Origin of the sequence: Sphingomonas citricola (assembly GCF_019429535.1) — a bacterium.
Classification (GTDB): domain Bacteria; phylum Pseudomonadota; class Alphaproteobacteria; order Sphingomonadales; family Sphingomonadaceae; genus Sphingomonas; species Sphingomonas citricola.
Genome location: NZ_JAHXZM010000003.1, coordinates 299,980 through 319,502 on the forward strand (window position 1 = coordinate 299,980; position 19,523 = coordinate 319,502).

Here is a 19,523-nt window from a genome sequence, read left to right on the forward strand (position 1 = left end):
TGCCGCCGCGGGCGACTAGCCCCGGCCGAGCATGTGATCGACGAAGCGGCCGAGGTTGCGGAAGCTGGAAAGCTGGACCGACGCGGCCTCTGCGACGCCGGACGGGACCATCGCGCGCGTGAAGCCGAGTTTGCCTGCTTCCTTCAGCCGAAGCGGCGCGTGAGCGACCGGCCGGATCTCGCCCGATAGCGCGATCTCGCCGAACGCGACGCCGTCGGAGGCGACCGGCCGCTCGCTGAGCGCCGAAATCAACGCCGCCGCCACTGCAAGATCGGCCGCCGGGTCCTGGACGCGGTACCCGCCGGCGACGTTCAGATAGACTTCGCAAGTCGAGAAGCTGAGGCCGCAGCGCGCCTCCAATACCGCCAGGATCATCGCGAGCCGGCCCGAATCCCAGCCTACTACCGCACGCCTGGGTGTCGCTCCGCTCGCCAAGCGCACCACCAGCGCCTGTATCTCGACCAGCACCGGGCGCGTCCCCTCCAGCGCAGGAAACACGATCGATCCCGTCACGCTCTCGTCGCGCTGCGTCAGGAAAAGGCTCGACGGGTTGGCGACCTCGACAAGTCCCTCGCCCGCCATCGCGAACACGCCGATCTCGTCGGTGCCGCCGAAGCGATTCTTGATCGCGCGCAGGATGCGATATTGATGGCTGCGCTCACCCTCGAAGCTGAGCACCGTATCGACCATATGCTCGAGCACGCGCGGCCCCGCGATCGATCCGTCCTTGGTCACGTGGCCGACGAGCACCACCGCAGTGCCGCGTTCTTTGGCGAAGCGGATCAGTTCCTGCGCGGTCGCACGCACCTGGCTGACGGTGCCCGGCGCACCCTCGATCAGATCGGAGTGCATGGTCTGGATCGAATCGATCACCAGCAGGGCGGGCGGCGTCCCCTGCCCCAGCGTCGTCAGGATGTCGCGCGTCGAGGTGGCGGCGGCGAGCTGTACCGGCGCGTCGCCCAGTCCCAGCCGCTGCGCGCGCAAGCGGACCTGATCGGCCGCCTCCTCGCCCGACACGTAGGCGACGCTGCGTCCACTACGCGCCAGTCGTGCGGCGGCCTGGAGCAGCAGGGTCGACTTGCCGACGCCGGGGTCGCCACCGATGAGCGTCGCCGAACCAGCGACCAGCCCCCCACCCAGCGCACGATCGAATTCGGGGATGCCGAAGGTCATCCGCTCGGGCAGCGCGATCTCCGCGTCGAGCTTGACGAGCGTCAGGGCGCGCCCGCCGGACTGCAGATTGTGCTTGGCCTGGAACGGCGTCACCACGGCGCTGGCCTCCTCGACCAGCGTGTTCCACTCGTTGCAATCCGCGCACTGGCCCTGCCAGCGGTGCGACACCGAACCGCAGGACTGACAGACGTAGCGACGTTGAGCTTTGGCCATGGGTCACCGTAGCATGGTTGGAACGAGAGGGGAACAAAGGTGCTAGGCGGCGGCTGTTGATTGAGGCCAGTGTCCTATTGCTTCCAAAGCCAGAGAAGTGCTGTCAGACGCTCGCGCGTTCATTTTGGGTTCGGAACCCGATCGTTACGGTCACGTTTCCCAATCAACATCAACCGCGAAAGAGCAGATATGAAGCGCTTCGAAATTCTCGCCGCCGTCGCGGCGGCCGCATGTGTCCCCGCGATCGCATCGGCACAGACCGCACCTGCGACGGCACCGGCAGCCGGTGCGCAGGCGTCGGCGTCCGCCACCGTGACCACCGGCGCGACGGTGTACGACACCAGCGGCGGGGTCGTCGGTACGATCGCCAGCACGAATGGTACCAACGCTGTCATCGACACCGGCACCAACAAGGCAGCCGTTCCGCTCACCTCGCTGGGCAAGGGCGCGCAGGGGCCGGTGCTGGCGATGACCAAGGCGCAGCTCGACGCCGCCGCGGGTGCGCAGCAGCAGCAGGCCGGTGCCGCCTTTCGGTCGCAGTTGGTGGCCGGCGCCAGCGTCTACGGTACGGGTGGCGCAAAGCTCGGCACGATCAAGTCGGTCGACGCGACCAACGTGACGCTGACCACCGCGCAGGGTGATGCGAAGCTGCCGATCACCGGGTTCGGTCCGGGCCCCCAGGGCGTCACGATCGGGATGACCGCGGCGCAGCTGTCCGCCGCGATGGGCGCGGCGGCACCGGCGGCGGACGCGAGCACTGCGACCGACACCGCCGCCTCCACCCCTGCGACCGGCACCGACGCGGCGACCACCACGACGACCAAGACCACGACCACGACGAAAAAGACCAAGCCGCGCAAGTAAGCCGGTGATCCGACCCGCCCGCGCTGACGCGCGGGCGGGTTTTGCCTGTCAGCCGAGCAGGCCCGCGCGCACCGCCTCGATCGCGTCGCTCGCCTGCGCGGCGTCCGGGCCACCGCCCTGCGCCATGTCGGGACGGCCGCCGCCACCCTGACCGCCCAGCGCCTGAACGCCACGCTTCACCAGATCGACCGCGCTGAAGCGGGTGATGAGGTCGGGCGTGATCCCGACCGCGATTGTGGCCTTGCCGTCATTGACCGCGACGATCGCAACGACCCCCGATCCGAGTTGCTGCCGCGCGTCGTCCACGGCGCCGCGTAGACCCTTGGCCTCGAAACCGTCGAGCACCTGCGCGACGAACGCGACGTCCCCGACCATTTCAGGTCCGGCCGTATCCTTGGCGCCGCCGCCCAGCGCCAGCGCCTTCTTCGCCTCGGCAAGTTCGCGCTCGAGCCGCCGGCGATCATCGAGCAACGCGGCGACGCGCGCAGGAACCTCGTCGGGCGTCGCGCGCAGCGTGGCGGCGGCCTCGCGCAGCTTCTCGTCGCGCGCACTCAGATACTGCCGCGCCGCCTCGCCGGTCAGCGCCTCGACGCGCCGCACGCCCGACGACACCGCGCTTTCGCCGACGACCTTGAACAGGCCGATGTCCCCCAGCGCCTTTGCATGCGTCCCGCCGCACAATTCGATCGAATAGGTCTTGCCGTCGTCGTTCGTGCCCATCGAGACGACGCGGACCTCGTCGCCGTATTTCTCGCCGAACAGCGCCATCGCGCCCATCGCGATTGCCTCGTCCGGGGTCATCAGCCGCGTCTCGACACTGCCGTTGCCACGGATCTGCGCGTTGACCGCCGCCTCGACGTCAGCGAGTTCGGCGGGCGCCATCGCGGTTGAGTGCGATACGTCGAAGCGCAGGCGATCGGGGGCGACGAGACTGCCCTTCTGCGCGACATGGGTGCCGAGCCGATCGCGCAGCGCCTCGTGCAGCAGGTGGGTAGCGGAGTGATTGGCGCGAATGGCGTTGCGGCGTGTGACGTCGATCGCGAGCCGTACCGTGTCGCCGACCTTGATCTCACCCGCTTCGACACGCGCGTGGTGGACGAACAGCTTACCAAGTTGCTTCGACGTATCCGCAACGGTGGCAGCGAAACCGTTGTCGCTCGACAGCGTGCCGGCATCGCCGACCTGACCGCCGCTCTCACCGTAGAACGGCGTCTGGTTGACGATCACGTCGACTTGATTGCCCGCGGCGGTGTGCTCGACCCGCTGCCCGTCCTTGACTAGCGCCAAGACGACGCCCTCGCCGCTGTCGCTGGTGTAGCCGGTGAATTCGGTCGCGCCGACCTCCTCGACCAGATCGAACCACAACTCGTCCGACGCCTTCGCGCCCGACCCCTTCCACGCGGCGCGCGCGGCGCGCTTCTGTTCGGCCATCGCACTGTCGAAACCGGCCCGGTCGACCTGTAACCCTTGCGCGCGCAGCGCGTCCTCGGTCAGATCGTAGGGAAAGCCGAACGTGTCGTAGAGCTTGAACGCGGTTTCGCCCGCGAGCGTGTCTCCCTCACCCATGCCGGCGGTTGCATCATCGAGCAGTCGCAGCCCTTTGTCGAGCGTCTGGCGGAAGCGCGTTTCCTCCTGCCGCAAGGTGGCCTCGATCAGTGGCTGCGCGCGCACGAGCTCCGGGTAGGCCGCTCCCATTTCGGCGACCAGTGCGGGGACGAGCCGGTGCATCAACGGCTCCTTCGCGCCCAGCAGATGTGCGTGGCGCATCGCGCGACGCATGATCCGGCGCAGCACGTAGCCGCGGCCCTCGTTCGCGGGCAGGACGCCATCGGCGACGAGGAAGCCCGAGCAGCGCAGGTGGTCGGCGATGACGCGGTGGCTCGCCTGATTGTCGCCGCCCGTCGCCGTATGGGTTAGGGCACCTGACGCAGCGATAAGGGCTTTGAATGTGTCGGTGTCGTAATTGTCGTGGACGCCCTGCATCACTGCGGCGACGCGTTCGAGCCCCATGCCGGTGTCGATCGAGGGGCGCGGCAGGTCGCCGGTGATCTGGTCGGCTTCCTGCACGAATTGCATGAAGACGAGATTCCAGATCTCGACGAAGCGGTCACCGTCCTCGTCCGGGCTGCCCGGAGGCCCGCCCGCGATATGATCGCCGTGATCGTAGAAAATCTCCGAACATGGACCGCACGGCCCGTCCGACCCCATCGCCCAGAAATTGTCCTTGGTCGCGATGCGGATGATGCGGTGATCGGGAAGCCCCGCGATCTTCTTCCACAGATCGAAAGCCTGATCGTCGGTATGATAGACGGTCGCGGTCAGCTTGTCCGCGGGCAGGCCCCATTCCTTGGTCAACAAGGTCCAGGCGTGGGTGATCGCCTGTTCCTTGAAGTAATCGCCGAACGAGAAATTGCCCAGCATCTCGAAGAAGGTGTGGTGGCGCGCGGTGTAGCCGACGTTGTCGAGATCGTTGTGCTTGCCGCCCGCGCGCACGCATTTCTGCGCGCTCGTTGCGGTGGAATAGGGCCGGGATTCGAGGCCGGTGAAAACGTTCTTGAACGGCACCATGCCCGCGTTGACGAACATGAGCGTCGGGTCATTCTGCGGCACCAACGGCGCCGAGGACACGACCTGGTGGCCGTTGGCACCGAAATAATCGAGGAAGCTGCGGCGGAGGTCGTTGGTCGAGGTCATGCGCAGCGACTTAATGGGGAGAAAGCGCGCTGCCTAGCGCTTCGTCGTGCGCCGCATGATCCGCCGCCGCGGCTCAGCGCGCCGCGTTGCTCGATGCCGTTCGCCCGAGCGCGGTGGCGAGCGAGGAATGGCGTTTGGCAACCGTCTCGCCGTAGAGTGCGTGGTCCGCCGCATCGAGGTCGAGCCGGAGCGTCGTCGCATCGAGCGTCAGATGCGAGCGGCGCAGCGGTTCGGCGACGCCCGCGCTCAACCGCTGTCCGAGCCGGATAGCCTGTCCCCAGGTCGCCGCGCGGCGCAATGCCGGCTCGGGAGCGAGTTGCGTGAGGACGTCGGGCACCGCGACCGCCCCGCCGAACGCGGTCCACAGCGCCTGTGCCATCATCGCGCGACCGCGACCGTCGACGCCGACCCAATTGCCATGCAGCGCGATCTCGTGTCCGCGTTCGGCGCGAAATTCGGGATTGGCGCGCCAGCCGACGTCGGCCAATTGGCAGGCAGCGTTGCGCAATCGTGCCTCGGCAGGTTTGTCGTCGCCGAACAGTGGCGCGATCCAGCGGTCGAGCAGGTCGCCGTGTTCGGGAAAGCGCCCCGCGAGCCTCGCCTCGTCGCGCGCAGCGGCAATCAGCGGATCCTCGGCACGGGTGCGCGCGTCGAGTTCCTGAAAGAGCAGGCCTTCGCGAAGCCCGAAGGCCGAGACGATCGTCGTGCTGCTTTTCAGGTGTTTGAGGAGTACCGACAGCAAGGCGGCGGCATCGGGCAAGGTGGGGATGCGCCCGCTCGACAGGCCGGGGACGTCCTTCAATTGCGGCTTACCCAGTTGCGACAAGGTCCGGCGCAGGCTGGTGATCGTGTCGGGTGACATCGCATATTGATGGATGATCGGCAGCGGATAGCGCGCCCGGTGCATCGCGAGGCGCGCGAGACCGCGCCATGATCCGCCGACGAGGTAGAACGGCAAGTTCTTGCCCGCACCGATCCAGCCCGCGTCGCGCAACATCGTCTCGACCACGCGATCGAGCCGCCCACGTTCGCGCAGCGGCGCGAGGCGCAGGACGCCGAGCGGGAACGACACGCGCTCGCCCAATTCGCCCTTGCGGATCCGGACGAGTTCGAGGCTGCCGCCGCCCAGATCGCCGACGATGCCGTTCGCGCCCGGTATGCCCGAGAGCACGCCGTAGCCCGCCGCCGCCGCCTCTTCCTCACCCGACAGGATTTCGACCGACAACCCCGCCGCCGCCGCCATGTCGATCAGTGCGGCACCGTTCGACGCGTCGCGGACCGCCGCGGTCGCGACGGTGCGGACACGCGACACCTCCATCGCGGAGACGAGCGCGGCGAAGCGATGCAGCGCGGCACGCGCCGCCGCCATCGCATCGGCGTCGATCGACCCCGTCGCCGCGAGACTGCGACCAAGCCCCGCCAGTACCTTCTCGTTGAACAGCGTGGTCGGCAGCCGTGCCGGCCCCTGATAGACGACGAGGCGGATCGAGTTGGAGCCGATGTCGATGATCGCGGTACGGGGCTGCTCGACCTCGAAACGCGCAGGGTGCGCGGTCACGAACGCCGCCGCAGCTTGAGCGTCGGCACCTCGCCCCCTTCCTCGAGCGCGGCGCCGCGGCCCGAGAGCGACGGATTGGTCATGAAATAGCGGTGCAGGTTGAACGGGCGGTCGCCGGTCACGATACGGGCGTAGTTGCCATCGGCGTTCAATTCCCAGCTCTGTTCGTTGTCGATCAGATTGGCGACCATCACCTGGTCGAGCACCTGGTCGTGCACGGTTTCGTTCTCGATCGGCAGGAGATATTCGACGCGGCGATCGAAGTTGCGCGGCATCCAGTCGGCCGAGGAGATGTACACGCGCGCGCCGTCGTTGGGCAGCGCCGCGCCGTTGCCGAACGCGGCGATCCGGCTGTGCTCGAGAAAGCGGCCGACGATCGAGAAGACGCGGATATTGTCCGACATGCCGGCAACCCCCGGGCGCAGGCAACAGATGCCGCGGATGATCAGGTCGATTTCGACCCCCGCGCCGCTCGCCTCGTACAGCTTCTCGATGATCGCGGGGTCAACCAAACTGTTCATCTTGGCCCAGATCGACCCCGTGCGCCCGGCGCGGGCGTGTTCGATCTCACGATCGATGTCCGCGATGAGCCGGTCGCGCAGCGAGCGCGGGCTGAGGACCACCGCCTCCATCCCCTCGGGCTCAACGTAGCCGGTGATGTAGTTGAACATCCGCGCGGCATCGCGCCCCAGCCGTGGGTCGGCGGTGAAAAAGCTGAGGTCGGTGTAGATGCGCGCGGTGACCGGGTGATAATTGCCGGTACCGAAATGGCAGTAGGTGCGAAACTGCGCCCCCTCGCGCCGGACCACCATCGCGACCTTCGCGTGGGTTTTCCAGTCGATGAAGCCGTAGACGACCTGCACGCCGGCGCGTTCGAGCGCGCTCGCCCATTGCAGATTCTGTTCCTCGTCGAAGCGCGCCTTCAATTCGACCACTGCGGTGACCGACTTGCCCGCTTCCGCCGCCGCGATGAGTGCGTTGATGACCGCCGACTGCTTGCCCGCGCGGTAGAGCGTCTGCTTGATCGCGACCACGTCGGGGTCGTTCGCCGCCTGTTTCAGGAACGCGAGCACGACGTCGAACGATTCGTACGGGTGATGGACGATGATGTCCTTCGCGCGGATCGCGGCGAAACAATCGCCGCCGAACTCGCGGATACGCTCCGGAAAGCGCGGGGTGAACGGCGTGAATTTCAGATCGGGGCGATCCTCGTCGGCGAGCAATGCGAGATCCCCGACACCCAGGAACGCGCCGCTCTCGGTCACGAGCGTATCGGAACCGCCCAGTTCCTCGCGCAGCACCGATGCGAGCGCCTCGCTCATGCCGGTTTCGAGCTCGAGCCGGATCACGCGCCCGCGCCGGCGACGCTTGATCGCGTTGGCGAAATACCGGACGAGATCCTCGGCTTCTTCCTCGATCTCGATGTCGCTGTCCCGCAGGACGCGGAATTCGGCGGCGCCGAGCACATCATAGCCCGGGAACATCAGGTTGCTGAACCGCTTGAGCAGCGACTCGACCGCGACATAGCGCGCGCCCTCACCCGGCAGGCGGACGAAGCGCGGCATAGCGTTGGGGAGCATCACGAGTTCGCGGATCGGTTCCTTGTCCGAACGCCGGACGAGGTCGAACATCACCGCCATGCCCTTGTTGGGCAGGAACGGGAACGGGTGCGCGGGATCGAGCGCCTGCGGGGTGATGACCGGGAAAAGCTGTTCCTTGAAATGCGTCTCGAGCCAGGCCTGCTCCTCCAGCCCCAGCGCGGTGTCGATCGCGTGACTGCCGATGACGCGGATGCCGGCTTCGGCGAGCGCGTAGCGGATGTCGCGCCAGACCGACTGCTGGCTGACCATCAGCGCGTCGGCCTCGACCGTGATCGCGGCGAGTTGCTGCCCCGGCGTCAGTCCGTCGGCGGAGCGCAGTTCGACGTCCTGCAATTGCTGGCCCTTCAGCCCCGCGACGCGGACCATGAAGAATTCGTCGAGATTGTCACCCGAGATGGCGAGGAAGCGCAGCCGTTCGAGCAGCGGGTGCGCGTTGTTGCACGCCTCGTCCAGCACGCGACGATTGAAGGCCAGCCACGACAATTCACGATTGAAGAAACGCTCGGCTGCGACTTTCTCGAACGGATCGTCGTCGCGCTCGCGCTGGACGTGGGCGGGCCGGGTCATGCGTTGGTCGGATCCTCTGTCGTACCGAACAGCGAAGCCAGGAGGTCTCGCGCGAGCGGGATGGTGACACGCCGACGCCCGGACAGCGCGGCTTGTTCCAGCCCATCGAGCATCTGCGCTACAGCCTGATGACGCCGGGGCAGTCGCGGCACCAGCCAGTCGATCAGGTCGTCGCGCGCATCGAGACGGCGGCGCGCGAAGCCGCGTTCGAGCAGCGCGCGCACCAAAGCCTCATCGGGCGCACCGATCTCCGCCACCGGGCTCGCCGCCAGCCGAGTGCGCAGGTCGGGCAAGGCGACCGACCAGGCGGGGGCCGCGGCGGCCGCGACGAGAAGCAGCGGCGTGCGTGTCGCCTGCGCGTCGTTCCAGGCGTGGAACAAGGCGCGCTCGTCGCCCTCGTCGGCATCGTCGATGACGCGCCCGCCCGATTGCGCGGCGAACACCTGCGCCAACAGGCTGCGTCCCGATCCCGCGGGGCCTACGAGGAGCGCGGTCCGGACGGGCCAGTCGTGCCATTGCTGGAGCACCTGCACCGCGCGGCGGTTCGAATCGGTGACGAGAAACTCGACGTCGCGCGCATCATCGGGCCACGCGAGCGGCAGCGGAAACTGGATCGCGGTCGGCTCGCCCGTCGTCACGTCACCCTGCGAGCGCATTGTCGGGTTGAAGATCGGGCGGAAGGAGCTGCGGTGCGCGGCGGATGCGCAGCGTCGTGCCGCCGCCGAACACCTGCCATCCGCGCGCCTCTAGACCCGTGTGAAGGTTCGCCGGGTCGCCCGCGAACGCGACCGTCATCAGCGATACGCCGCCGAGTGCGAGGCTGCTGGTGGTCGCGCTGCGCACGCCGGGGACGCCGCGCAACGCGCTCTCGGTATTGGTCACCGCGCCGGCGTCGGGGGTTTCGACCTGGACGATGACGGTCGTCACGGCCTGCGCTGCGGCCGCGTCCTGATCGAGCGGGGTATCGGTCGCATCGGGCGTTTCGGTCGCTGCGACGGCTGCTGGCTGGTTCAGGCCGGGATCGGCACGCAGATAGCCGCCGCGCGCGGCCGACTGGTAGATGTCGTCCATCCGCTTCACGCCCGCGTCAAGCAAAGCGGGGAGCGCCGAGGCATTCTCCGCGCGGAGCGCGAAACGCGACAGGACGCGATTGTCGGGGCCGTGGCGCGCCTCGAACTCGCCGATCACCGGCCCGCCCGGCCATTGCCGCCGCAGCCGGACGACGGGCACGAGCACGTCGCTGCCGCCGTAGAGGTCGAGCACCTTGCGCCACCAGCCGCGCGCCGGACGCTCGGTTTGGCCGACGTTGAGCAGCAGCGGGTCGGCACCGTTGCCGGGCGGGCGGATATAGTCGATCTCGCTGGTGCTGGTGCGGAAACGCGCCCATGCCTCCTGCCACGCGGTGCGCTGCTCGAACACACCGCCGACGCCGCCCGACCAGACCACCGGCACAACGACGAGCGGGGGCGAGCGCGTCATATAGCTGCTGATCCCCAGCAAGCCCGCGGTGCGCGCACGGTCGAACAGCACGCCCAGTTGCGCGATATATCGGTTCGGACCGATCTGCTCGTTGCCGACCACGATCGCCGTGACGAGCGAATCGAGCGTGCCATCGGGGACCAGCCCCCCGCCGCCACCCAGCCGGCGCGACAATTGCACCCACGCCTTGCGCTGCGCCTCGCGCCAGCCCGCCAGTCGCGCCGCCTGCGCATTTGGGCCCGAGACGTCGACGCTGACGCTGCCAATCTCGTAATCGTTCGAGCTGTCGACCGCCGCGACGCCGCGGTCGCCGCCCTCGATCTGCGCCAGCGCGCCTGCGCCGAGCACGACGGCACCGGTGGCCGCGGCGATGGCGAGGAACGGACGGCTACGCATCGGCGCCTTTTGGCGAAGCGGGCGTGGAAATCCAAGCGCGTTGTGGCTAGGCGCTTGCCGCATGACCGACGAACCCAGCGCCAACAGCACTGCAACCCCGACCGGCGGATATACCTATGCCGACGCAGGCGTCTCGATCTCAGCGGGCAACGCGCTCGTTCGCGCGATCGCACCGCTCGCCCGCTCGACACGGCGCAAGGGTGCCGACGCCGACCTCGGCGGGTTCGGCGGATTGTTCGATCTGAAGGCGGCGGGCTTCACCGACCCGCTGCTGGTCGCTGCCAACGACGGCGTCGGCACCAAGCTGAAGCTCGCGATCGAGCACGACCGGCACGAAGGCGTCGGCGTCGATCTGGTTGCGATGTGCGTCAACGACCTGATCGTCCAGGGCGCGGAGCCGCTTTTCTTCCTCGATTACTATGCCAGCGGGAAACTCGATCAGGGGATCGCCGAGCGCGTCATCGCGTCGATCGCCAAGGGGTGCCGCCAGGCGGGTTGTGCGCTGATCGGCGGCGAGACCGCCGAGATGCCGGGGATGTACGCCGAGGGCGACTATGACCTGGCGGGGTTCTGCGTCGGTGCGGTCGAGCGTGACCGGCTGCTCGACGGCCGCGCGATCGCGGCGGGAGACGTGATACTCGGGCTCACCTCGTCGGGCGTGCATTCGAACGGCTATTCGCTCGTCCGCCGGCTCGCCGCCGACCGCGGGTGGAAGCTCGACCGCCCGGCGATGTTCGATCAGGACCGGCTGCTGATCGACGTGCTGATGGCGCCGACGCGGATCTACGTCGCGAGCCTGTTGCCGCTGCTGCGCGAGGGGCGGATCAAGGGGCTGGCGCACATCACCGGGGGCGGGCTGCTGGAGAACATCCCGCGCGTTCTTCCGCAAGGCACGCACGCGCTGGTCGATGCGGACGCGTGGGAGCAGCCGCGGCTGATGGCGTTCCTCCAGGCGCAGGGCGCGATCGAGCCCGCGGAGATGGCGCGCACGTTCAACTGCGGGATCGGCATGGCGGTCGTCGTCAGCGCCGACGAGGCCGACCGTGTCGCGCAAGCGCTGGAAGCCGCGGGCGAGACCGTGTTCCGCATCGGCCGCATCGAGGCGGGCGAACGCGGATGCACCGTGACCGGCAGCACCGAGACGTGGAGCGCGCGCGGCGACTGGCGCGCGACGCATCACGCATGAACGCACCCGCCAAGGTCGCCGTGCTGATTTCGGGGCGCGGCTCGAACATGCAGGCACTCGCGGAACACGCCGGCGACGATTATGAGATCGTCGTCGTCGCATCCGACCGGCCGAGCGCGCCGGGGCTCGCCTGGGCGATCCAGCACGGATTGCCGACCTTCGCGCTATCGCCGAAGGGGATCGGCAAGCCCGTGTTCGAGGCCGCGCTGGACGGCGCGCTGCGCGAGGCGGGGGCGGAGTGGATCGCGCTGGCGGGCTATATGCGGCTGTTGTCCGACGAGTTCGTCGCCAAGTGGCGTGGGCGGATCATCAACATCCATCCCTCGCTGCTGCCCAAGTACAAGGGGCTCGACACGCACGCGCGCGCGATCGACGCGGGAGATGCGGCGGGCGGCTGCTCGGTCCATGTCGTGACCGAGGAGCTGGACGGCGGCGAGGTGTTGGGGCAGCGCGAGGTCGCGATCCTACCCGGCGACACGCCCGAGACGCTCGCCGAGCGCGTGCTCGCGGCGGAACATCAACTCTACCCTGCCGTCCTGAAGGAGTTCGTTCGTCGATGAGCGAGATGCGAGCAACCGAAGCGATCGATCGCGTCCGCGAGATCGCGCTGCTGCTGCCGGAGAGCGAGGAGCGCGAGAGCCACGGGCAGGCGACCTTCTTCGTCGCGGGCAAGCAGTTCGCGCAATTGCGCGTCGATCATCACGGCGATGGGCTGACCGTCGTCTGCGTCCGCACCGCCGACACCGACGAGCAAGCGATGCTATTGGAGGCCGCGCCCGATACCTACCGCAAGCCGGCCTATCTCGGCACGTCGGGCTGGGTCAGCATCGATCTCGGCGGCGAGGTCGATTGGGCCTTGGTCGAGGATCGGATTGCGCGCAGCTGGGAGTTGAGCGCGCCGGCCGGCCTGCTCGAGGCGGGCGGGCGCTAGGGCACGATCGTCAGAGGTCGCGCGCGAATACCAGGTCGTCGTGCCACGTCGCGCCGACGAGGAAACGACGCTCGCCGATCACCGACAGACCCTGTTTGGTGTAGAAGCGGTGCGCGCGAACGTTGCCGCCGTAGACGCCGAGTAACAGGCGGCGGTGACCGCCAGCGCGCGCGTCATCGACTGCACACTGCATGAGCGCGGGACCGAGCCCCTGCCCGTGCGTCGGCGCGAGCGCGTAGATGCGTTTGAGTTCGATATCGCCCGCGCGCGGCTCGACCGGCAGATCGGGCGTGGTCAGCAACGTATAGCCGAGCGGTGCGGCGCCCTGATCGGCTTCCGCGAGCGTCGCGATCGCGCCAGCGCCGATGTAGCGCGCGAACGCGTCCGCACTGCTGTTGCGTCCGACATGGGCGACGATGTCGGCACCGTCGAGAACGCCCGCGAACGCTTCCAGAAAGGTCGCGCCCGCGACGAGCGAGAGGATCGCGGCATCATCCGCGCTCGCGCGTCGCAGGCGCCAGTTCATCAGCCGACGATCTCTTCCGGTTTGAAGAAGTACGCGATCTCGATCTCGGCATTCTCGTCCGAGTCCGAACCGTGCACGGTGTTCGCTTCGATCGACTCCGCCAGTTCCTTGCGAATCGTGCCGGGCTCGGCGTTTGCGGGGTTGGTCGCGCCCATGATGTCACGGTTGCGCTGCATCGCGTTCTCGCCCTCGAGCACCTGAACGACGACCGGGCCCGAGATCATGAACTCGACCAGATCGTTGAAGAACGGACGCTCCTTATGCACCGCGTAAAAGCCCTCGGCCTGATCGCGGGTCATGTGGATGCGCTTCGATGCAACGACGCGCAGGCCGGCATCCTCCAGCATCTTGGTGACCGCGCCGGTCAGGTTGCGACGCGTCGCGTCGGGCTTGATGATCGAGAAAGTACGGTTCGCGGCCATGACGGTCACGGGCTCCTGACAGAGGTGATGGAAAGTGCGCGTCCCCTAGTCGGCGCGTCGGACACGCGCAAGAACCGACGTCGGGCGCGTGGCGCGCGCTGGGGTCCGCGTCAGGGACGCGGCGGGACGCGAACGATCAGGCCGCCTGTGCCCAGCGGCCGCTCTCGGCCTGTTTCCAGTAGCGCCGCTCGATGCCGTCGCGCGCCGCCAGCACCTTCCATGCGGCACGCGCGTCGCCGATGCGGTCGTCGTCGAAGAAGTGGAACGCGCGGTCGAACTCGAGCGCCCGATCGCGCCACTCGCCGTCCGCCAGCGCGACGTTGCGCGCGTGATTGGCGGCGTCGACCTCGGGCGCGATCAGGACGGGCTGGTCAGCATCACCATCACCACCCGCGAGGCCGTGCGGCAGAAAGCTGTCGGGGGTGTAGGACCACAGGGTCTTATCGAGCGCGGCGCGGCGGGCGGGGTCGGCCTCCACCACCAGCAAACGCCCGCCCTCGGCGAGGATGCGCTCCGCGATGCGGGGCAGCACGCGCTCGAGCGGGCTGGTGGTCAGGTGATAGAAGTCGACCTTCACCGGATGTGCGCCTCGCCTCAGCCTTCGAGATTGTCGGCGACGAAGCGGTCGAGCACGCGCACGCCGTAGCCGGTCGCGCCCTTGCCCCAGGTCGCGCCGTCCTTCTCCGACCAGACCATCCCGGCGATGTCGAGATGCGCCCATTTCACGCCCTCGTCGACGAAGCGCTTGATGAACTGTGCCGCGGTTATCGAGCCTCCGCCGCGCGGGCCGACGTTCTTCATGTCGGCGATCGCCGAGTCGATCAGCTTGTCGTAGCCGTCCGCCAGCGGGAAGCGCCACAACAGGTCGCCGCTCGCGCGGCCGGCTGCCAGGATCTGCTCAGCGAACGTGTCGTCGTTCGAGAACAGCCCGCCCATCTCGTTGCCCAGGCTGACGATCATCGCGCCGGTCAGCGTTGCGAGATCGATGATCTGCGCGGGCTTGTGCTCGCGCTGGACCCAAGTGATCGCGTCGCACAGGACGAGGCGGCCTTCGGCGTCGGTGTTGATGACCTCGACCGTCTGCCCCGACATCGTGGTGACGACGTCGCCGGGGCGCTGCGCATTACCGTCGGGCATGTTCTCGACCAAGCCCATCACGCCGATGATGTTGGCCTTGGCCTTGCGGGCGGCGAGGCTGAGCATCGCGCCGGCGACAGCGCCGGCACCGCCCATGTCCCACTTCATGTCCTCCATGCCCGCGGCGGGCTTGATCGAGATCCCGCCGGTGTCGAAGGTCACGCCCTTGCCGACGAGCGCGGTCAGCGGGGCGTCGCCGCCGGCGCCGTTCCACTTGAGCGCGAGGATGCGCGCTTCGCGCCGCGAGCCCTGGCTGACGCCGAGCAGCGCACCCATGCCGAGATCGCGCATCTGCGCCTCGTCGAGGACGGTCACCTCGAGCCCCAGCCCGTCGACCGCGGCGGTCACGCGCTCGACGAAGCTCTCGGGATAAAGGATGTTGGGCGGCAGCGTCGCGAGCGTGCGGGCGAGGCCGAGGCCGCGGGTGACCGCGTCGCGCGCGGGCCATGCAGTGTCGACGTCGGCGGCGTCGCTGACGACGATCAGCTCCTCCAGCGTCGGCTTCTGCTTGGCCGGCAGGCGGGTGCGATATTCGTCGAACCGCCAGCTGCGCTGTGCGGCGCCGGCGGCGAAGCGCGCCGCGCTTGCCGCGTCCGCGCCCGACAGATCGGCGACCACCGTCGCCGCGCCCGCGGTCAGCAGCTTGGCCGTGAGCGCACCGCCCGCGCGTTCGTAGGCGGCGTCGTCGCCGCTGCCGACGCCCAGCAGCACGACGCGTTGCGCGTCGTTCGCGCCGGGGAGGAACACCTCGGCACTGCTGCCCGGCTCACCCTCGAACCGCTGCCCCGAAATCGCGCCGGCGACGAGCGACTGGTGTTCGGCGGCGAGCCCGGCGGGCGCCGCGCCTTTCCGAACCGCGAGCGCGAGCACCGCGGCATCGGTCGGGCGCGTGGCGGCAAACGTGATCTTCATGGTGACCCTAATCCCTTAATTCCTGACGTGCCTGATAGGCGCGCGCATCCGTGCTGGCAAAGCGTTGCAGCAACGCGCGGGCGATGCGATAGGACGCATCTGCAGCGCCGTGCTCTTCCGGCCGCTCGCGAGCGACAGGTAAACGGGAGCAACGTGAAGCGTTCTGATTTTCTCGCCGGGTGCGTGGTGCCGATCGCTGCCCTGTGCGCGGCGGGCATCGCCGTGCCTGCCGCCGCGCAGTCGCTTGCCGACCGCGCGCCGACGCCCGATCCGGCGCTGAGCATCCCTGCCGACCTGGCGCAGACGCCCCCGCCGGCGGCCGGTGACGATCAGGTGCAGTTCAGCTCGTCCTCGCTCGAATACGATTACAACGCCGACATCGTCACCGCGCTGGGCGACGTGCGCATGACGCGCAGTGGCGAGAAACTTCGCGCAGAGCGCGTGGTGTGGAACCGCAAGACCGGGCGCGTCGTAGCGAACGGCAACGTCGGGGTCACCAACCCGCAGGGCGACGTCGCCTATGGCGATTCGATCGAGCTGACCGACACGCTGAAGGACGGCGTGATCGACAATCTGCTCGTCGTGCTGGAACGCGGCGGGCGACTGGCCGCGGTCGATGGCCGGCGCGACGAGAACGGTACCTATTTCCTCAATCGCGCCGCCTATTCGCCCTGCCCGGTCACCGACGCGAGCAATTGCCCCAAAGAGCCGACGTGGAAGATTACGGCGGTTCGCGTCACCTACCGCCCCGACAACGACCGCGTCTATTTCGAGGGCGCGCGTTTCAACCTGTTCGGGCTCGCGAGCCCACGGCTGCCGCGCTTCTCGACCAGTACGGCCGATTCGAACAGCACGGGCCTGCTGACCCCCGGCTTCGGCATCGACCGGCTGAACGGCGTCGAGCTGACGCTGCCGTTCAACGTCGCGATGGGGCAGAACCGTTCGCTGGTGATCGCACCGCACATCTTCACCAACGTCGTGCCGCTGCTGGAAGCGCGCTACAGCGAGGTGAACACGCTCGGCGCCTTCTCGATCGCGGGATATGCGACTTCCGGGCGGCGCAGCGAGGATCTGTCGACCGGCTTCACCACCGCGACCGAGCGCGCGTTCCGTGGCTATCTCGACGGGACGATGAAGTTCCAGTTCTCGCCCGAGTGGAGCCTGTCGGGGTCGCTGCGTATGTCGACCGATCGCACCTTCACGCGGCGCTACGACATTTCGGACGACGACCGGCTGCGCAGCACCTTCGCGCTCGAGCATATCGAGGCCAATAGCTATTTCGCGGTCAGCGGTTGGGCGACGCAGACGTTGCGCGTCGGCGACCGTCAGTCGTTGCAGCCGGTCGCGCTGCCCGAGATCGATTATCGCCGGCGCGTACAGGACGTGGCGGGCGGCGTGCTGTCGCTCCAGGCCAATACGCTCGCGATCGGACGCAAGGCGGGACAGGATACGCAGCGCGCGTTCGCGAGCGCCGAATGGAATCTCCGCCGTCTGACGAACTGGGGCCAGGAAGTCACGCTGACCGCGTTCGCGCGCGGCGACGCCTATAACACCAGCGATGCCGCCGCAACCGCGGTCGCGAGCTACCGCGGGCTCGACGGTTTTCAAACCCGCGCGATCGGCGCGGCGGCGATCGACGTCAAATGGCCGTTCATCGGCGAGCTGTTTGGTGGCACGCAGCGCTGGACCCCGCGGGTACAGATCGTCGCCTCGCCGCACGTCGCCAATCTGCGCGTCCCGAACGAGGACTCGCGCGCGGTCGACCTCGAGGATTCGAACCTGTTCGCGCTCAACCGCTTCCCCGGCTACGATCGCTGGGAGGATTCCTCGCGGATCACGTACGGCGGCGAGTGGGCGTTCGATCGCACCGGCCTGTCGATCAACGCGACGATCGGCCAGAGCTACCGGCTCGATTCGCGCCCCACCATTCTGCCGAGCGGAACCGGATTGTCGGACAGTTTCTCCGATATCGTCGGACGTACCAACGTCAGGCTCCGCGATTTCATCACCTTCACGCACCGCTACCGCCTCGACAAGGACAATTTCGCGATCCGGCGCAACGAGGTCGATGCGACGGTGGGCTCCTACACGACCTACGCGACCGTCGGCTACCTGCGCCTCAACCGCAACATCGACCCCGTCGTCGGGTTGCAGGACCGCGAGGAGATCCGGCTTGCCGGGCGCGCTGCGTTCGCGCGTTTCTGGTCGGTGTTCGGCTCCGCGGTGATCGATCTGACCGACCGCGCGGAGGACGTGCTGTCGTCGAGCAGCGGGTTCGACCCGATCCGCCACCGTCTAGGCGTCGCGTACGAGGACGATTGCCTCGAGCTCGGGGTGACGTGGCGGCGCGATTATCGCACCACCGGCGATATTCGCGCGGGCAACAGCTACCTGTTGACGCTGGCGTTCAAGGGGCTCGGGCGCTAAGCCCGCGTTCAGCAACGCCGTGGCACGGCGACGGCAAGGCCGCGCGCGGCCATCATGGGAATTCGAGACGCTTGTGATGACGAAGACGAGGGGTGCGCTGCTGACGCGCCGGGCGATGGCATCGCTCCTGGGACTGGCGATCGCGGGGGGTGCGGTGGCGCAGACCGTCGACGACCAGACGCTGCCCGACAACACCGGGCTCAACATTCCCGCCAATCTGCAGATCTTCGGCAAGCTTGACCCGAACATCCGCAAGGCGACCGCGATCGTCAACGAAACGGTGATCACCGGCACCGACGTCGACCAGCGCGTCGCGTTGATCGCGGCGGCGAACAACGCCAAGCTCACCAACGAGGACCGCGAACGGCTGCGCCTGCAGGTGCTGCGCCAGTTGATCGACGAGACGCTGCAGATCCAGCAGGCGAAGACCGCCGACATCACCGTCTCGAAAGAAGAGATCGACCAGGCGATCGGCCGCGTCGCCAAGCAGTTTAACAAGTCGCCCGCCGACTTCGCCAGCTGGTTGCGCGAACAGGGTTCGTCCGACCGATCGATGCGGCGCCAGATCGAGGGCGAACTCGCCTGGAACCGCTATCTGCGCAAGCGCGTCGAGCCGTTCGTCAACGTCGGCGACGAAGAGGTGAAGGCGATCATCGACCGTCTCCAAGCGGCGAAGGGTACCGAGGAATATCACCTCGCCGAAATCTACCTGCCCGCGAACGTCGACCAGCAGGCGCAGGTCGAGGCGCAGGCAAGGCAGATTATCGGCGAAATCCAGAAGGCGCAGGCGCCGTTCAGCTATTTCGCACGCAACTATTCTGCCGCGACGACGCGTGCGGTCGGCGGCGATCTCGGCTGGGTGCGCGCCGCGCAATTGCCCGAGGCGCTGTCGGCGGCGAGCCAGCAGATGCAGGTCGGCCAGGTTGCCGGGCCGATCCCGATACCGGGCGGTTTCTCGATCGTCTATCTGGTCGACAAGCGGCAGGTGCTGACCGCCGATCCGCGCGACGCCCGGCTCAGCCTGAAGCAGATGACGATCAAGTTCCCGTCGAACACGACGCAGGCGCAGGCGACCGCGCGCACCGCGCAGTTCGCCACCGAGATCCGCAAGCTGCAGGGCTGCGGTTCGGTCGAGAAGGTCGGGCAGGCGCTGAACGCCGAGGTGGTGCAGAACGACACGGTGCGCATCCGCGACCTGCCAGGACCGTTGCAGGACATCATGCTGAAGCTGCAGGTCGGCCAGGCGTCGCCCCCGTTCGGTTCGCCGAGCGAAGGCGTGCGGACGCTGGTGCTGTGCGGACGCGACGATCCGGTTTCCGGCCAGTTGCCGGGTGCCGAGCAGATCCAGAACCAACTCGAGCAGCAGCGCGTCAACCTGCGCGCGCAGCAGGCGCTTCGCGACCTGCGGCGCGACGCGGTGATCGATTATCGCTGACG

General features: G+C 68.1%; 16 protein-coding genes. 6 read left to right on the plus strand and 10 right to left on the minus strand.

The window, feature by feature from the left end:
* Positions 1–15: 15 nt before the first annotated feature.
* Positions 16–1,386, minus strand: a complete 1,371-nt coding sequence (gene radA, locus KZ810_RS09120; RefSeq protein ID WP_219768778.1) for a DNA repair protein RadA — start codon at positions 1,384–1,386, stop codon at positions 16–18.
* Positions 1,387–1,575: 189 nt separating this feature from the next.
* Between radA and KZ810_RS09125 the strand changes: the two genes are divergently transcribed.
* The gene (locus tag KZ810_RS09125) at positions 1,576–2,250 is read left to right on the plus strand and encodes a hypothetical protein (RefSeq protein WP_219768779.1); all 675 of its coding nucleotides are present in this window, start codon (positions 1,576–1,578) and stop codon (positions 2,248–2,250) included.
* Between the two features lie 48 nt (positions 2,251–2,298).
* Here the strand turns inward: KZ810_RS09125 and alaS are convergent, their stop codons facing one another.
* The 5 genes from alaS to KZ810_RS09150 form a co-directional block, all read right to left on the minus strand.
* On the minus strand, positions 2,299–4,944 hold the full coding sequence (alaS, locus tag KZ810_RS09130) for an alanine--tRNA ligase (protein WP_219768780.1): 2,646 nt from the start codon (positions 4,942–4,944) through the stop codon (positions 2,299–2,301).
* A gap of 73 nt (positions 4,945–5,017) precedes the next feature.
* Positions 5,018–6,502: a Ppx/GppA family phosphatase gene (locus tag KZ810_RS09135; protein WP_219768781.1), complete on the minus strand. Its 1,485-nt coding sequence runs from the start codon at positions 6,500–6,502 to the stop codon at positions 5,018–5,020.
* Positions 6,499–8,670 (minus strand): RNA degradosome polyphosphate kinase, encoded by a 2,172-nt coding sequence (locus tag KZ810_RS09140; protein WP_219768782.1) that lies wholly within the window; start codon positions 8,668–8,670, stop codon positions 6,499–6,501. The genes KZ810_RS09135 and KZ810_RS09140 overlap by 4 nt, the downstream gene beginning before the upstream one ends.
* Positions 8,667–9,326, minus strand: coding sequence for an HdaA/DnaA family protein (locus KZ810_RS09145; protein ID WP_219768783.1), 660 nt, complete (start codon positions 9,324–9,326; stop codon positions 8,667–8,669). Before KZ810_RS09145 ends, KZ810_RS09140 begins: the two co-directional genes overlap by 4 nt.
* Positions 9,310–10,545 (minus strand): heavy-metal-associated domain-containing protein, encoded by a 1,236-nt coding sequence (locus KZ810_RS09150; protein ID WP_258044674.1) that lies wholly within the window; start codon positions 10,543–10,545, stop codon positions 9,310–9,312. Before KZ810_RS09150 ends, KZ810_RS09145 begins: the two co-directional genes overlap by 17 nt.
* Positions 10,546–10,606: 61 nt before the next feature.
* Here KZ810_RS09150 and purM point away from each other — a divergent pair, with 61 nt between their 5' ends.
* The 3 genes from purM to KZ810_RS09165 are packed head-to-tail and all read left to right on the plus strand — an operon-like array spanning position 10,607 to position 12,662.
* Entirely contained in the window at positions 10,607–11,731 is a 1,125-nt protein-coding gene (gene purM, locus KZ810_RS09155; RefSeq protein ID WP_219768785.1) for a phosphoribosylformylglycinamidine cyclo-ligase, read from the plus strand.
* Positions 11,728–12,291 (plus strand): phosphoribosylglycinamide formyltransferase, encoded by a 564-nt coding sequence (gene purN, locus KZ810_RS09160; RefSeq protein WP_219768786.1) that lies wholly within the window; start codon positions 11,728–11,730, stop codon positions 12,289–12,291. The genes purM and purN overlap by 4 nt, the downstream gene beginning before the upstream one ends.
* A complete protein-coding gene (locus tag KZ810_RS09165; protein WP_219768787.1) occupies positions 12,288–12,662 on the plus strand; it encodes an MmcQ/YjbR family DNA-binding protein in 375 nt (124 codons plus the stop codon). The genes purN and KZ810_RS09165 overlap by 4 nt, the downstream gene beginning before the upstream one ends.
* Positions 12,663–12,672: 10 nt before the next feature.
* On the opposite strand, the gene KZ810_RS09170 is transcribed toward KZ810_RS09165, so the two are convergent.
* The 4 genes from KZ810_RS09170 to KZ810_RS09185 all read right to left on the minus strand — a co-directional run bounded on the left by KZ810_RS09170 (position 12,673) and on the right by KZ810_RS09185 (position 15,659).
* Entirely contained in the window at positions 12,673–13,188 is a 516-nt protein-coding gene (locus KZ810_RS09170) for a GNAT family N-acetyltransferase (RefSeq protein WP_219768788.1), read from the minus strand.
* The gene (gene ndk / locus KZ810_RS09175) at positions 13,188–13,610 is read right to left on the minus strand and encodes a nucleoside-diphosphate kinase (RefSeq protein WP_093002471.1); all 423 of its coding nucleotides are present in this window, start codon (positions 13,608–13,610) and stop codon (positions 13,188–13,190) included. Before ndk ends, KZ810_RS09170 begins: the two co-directional genes overlap by 1 nt.
* Before the next feature lie 136 nt (positions 13,611–13,746).
* Entirely contained in the window at positions 13,747–14,187 is a 441-nt protein-coding gene (locus KZ810_RS09180; protein ID WP_219768789.1) for a DNA polymerase III subunit chi, read from the minus strand.
* A 17-nt stretch (positions 14,188–14,204) separates the two neighbouring features.
* Positions 14,205–15,659 (minus strand): leucyl aminopeptidase, encoded by a 1,455-nt coding sequence (locus KZ810_RS09185; protein WP_219768790.1) that lies wholly within the window; start codon positions 15,657–15,659, stop codon positions 14,205–14,207.
* A gap of 153 nt (positions 15,660–15,812) precedes the next feature.
* Between KZ810_RS09185 and KZ810_RS09190 the strand changes: the two genes are divergently transcribed.
* Together KZ810_RS09190 and KZ810_RS09195 are read left to right on the plus strand one after the other, a co-directional pair.
* Entirely contained in the window at positions 15,813–18,086 is a 2,274-nt protein-coding gene (locus KZ810_RS09190) for an LPS-assembly protein LptD (protein WP_308461524.1), read from the plus strand.
* A gap of 76 nt (positions 18,087–18,162) precedes the next feature.
* A complete protein-coding gene (locus KZ810_RS09195; RefSeq protein WP_219768791.1) occupies positions 18,163–19,521 on the plus strand; it encodes a peptidylprolyl isomerase in 1,359 nt (452 codons plus the stop codon).
* Positions 19,522–19,523 lie beyond the last annotated feature (2 nt).

What these genes read in the sequence shown, in the direction of transcription:
- radA (WP_219768778.1), bottom strand. Translation starts at nt 1,386, where the DNA reads ATGGCCAAAGCTCAACGTCGCTACGTCTGTCAGTCCTGCGGTTCGGTG.
- KZ810_RS09125 (WP_219768779.1), top strand. Translation starts at nt 1,576, where the DNA reads ATGAAGCGCTTCGAAATTCTCGCCGCCGTCGCGGCGGCCGCATGTGTC.
- alaS (WP_219768780.1), bottom strand. Translation starts at nt 4,944, where the DNA reads ATGACCTCGACCAACGACCTCCGCCGCAGCTTCCTCGATTATTTCGGT.
- KZ810_RS09140 (WP_219768782.1), bottom strand. Translation starts at nt 8,670, where the DNA reads ATGACCCGGCCCGCCCACGTCCAGCGCGAGCGCGACGACGATCCGTTC.
- KZ810_RS09145 (WP_219768783.1), bottom strand. Translation starts at nt 9,326, where the DNA reads ATGCGCTCGCAGGGTGACGTGACGACGGGCGAGCCGACCGCGATCCAG.
- KZ810_RS09150 (WP_258044674.1), bottom strand. Translation starts at nt 10,545, where the DNA reads ATGCGTAGCCGTCCGTTCCTCGCCATCGCCGCGGCCACCGGTGCCGTC.
- purM (WP_219768785.1), top strand. Translation starts at nt 10,607, where the DNA reads ATGACCGACGAACCCAGCGCCAACAGCACTGCAACCCCGACCGGCGGA.
- purN (WP_219768786.1), top strand. Translation starts at nt 11,728, where the DNA reads ATGAACGCACCCGCCAAGGTCGCCGTGCTGATTTCGGGGCGCGGCTCG.
- KZ810_RS09165 (WP_219768787.1), top strand. Translation starts at nt 12,288, where the DNA reads ATGAGCGAGATGCGAGCAACCGAAGCGATCGATCGCGTCCGCGAGATC.
- KZ810_RS09170 (WP_219768788.1), bottom strand. Translation starts at nt 13,188, where the DNA reads ATGAACTGGCGCCTGCGACGCGCGAGCGCGGATGATGCCGCGATCCTC.
- ndk (WP_093002471.1), bottom strand. Translation starts at nt 13,610, where the DNA reads ATGGCCGCGAACCGTACTTTCTCGATCATCAAGCCCGACGCGACGCGT.
- KZ810_RS09185 (WP_219768790.1), bottom strand. Translation starts at nt 15,659, where the DNA reads ATGAAGATCACGTTTGCCGCCACGCGCCCGACCGATGCCGCGGTGCTC.
- KZ810_RS09195 (WP_219768791.1), top strand. Translation starts at nt 18,163, where the DNA reads ATGACGAAGACGAGGGGTGCGCTGCTGACGCGCCGGGCGATGGCATCG.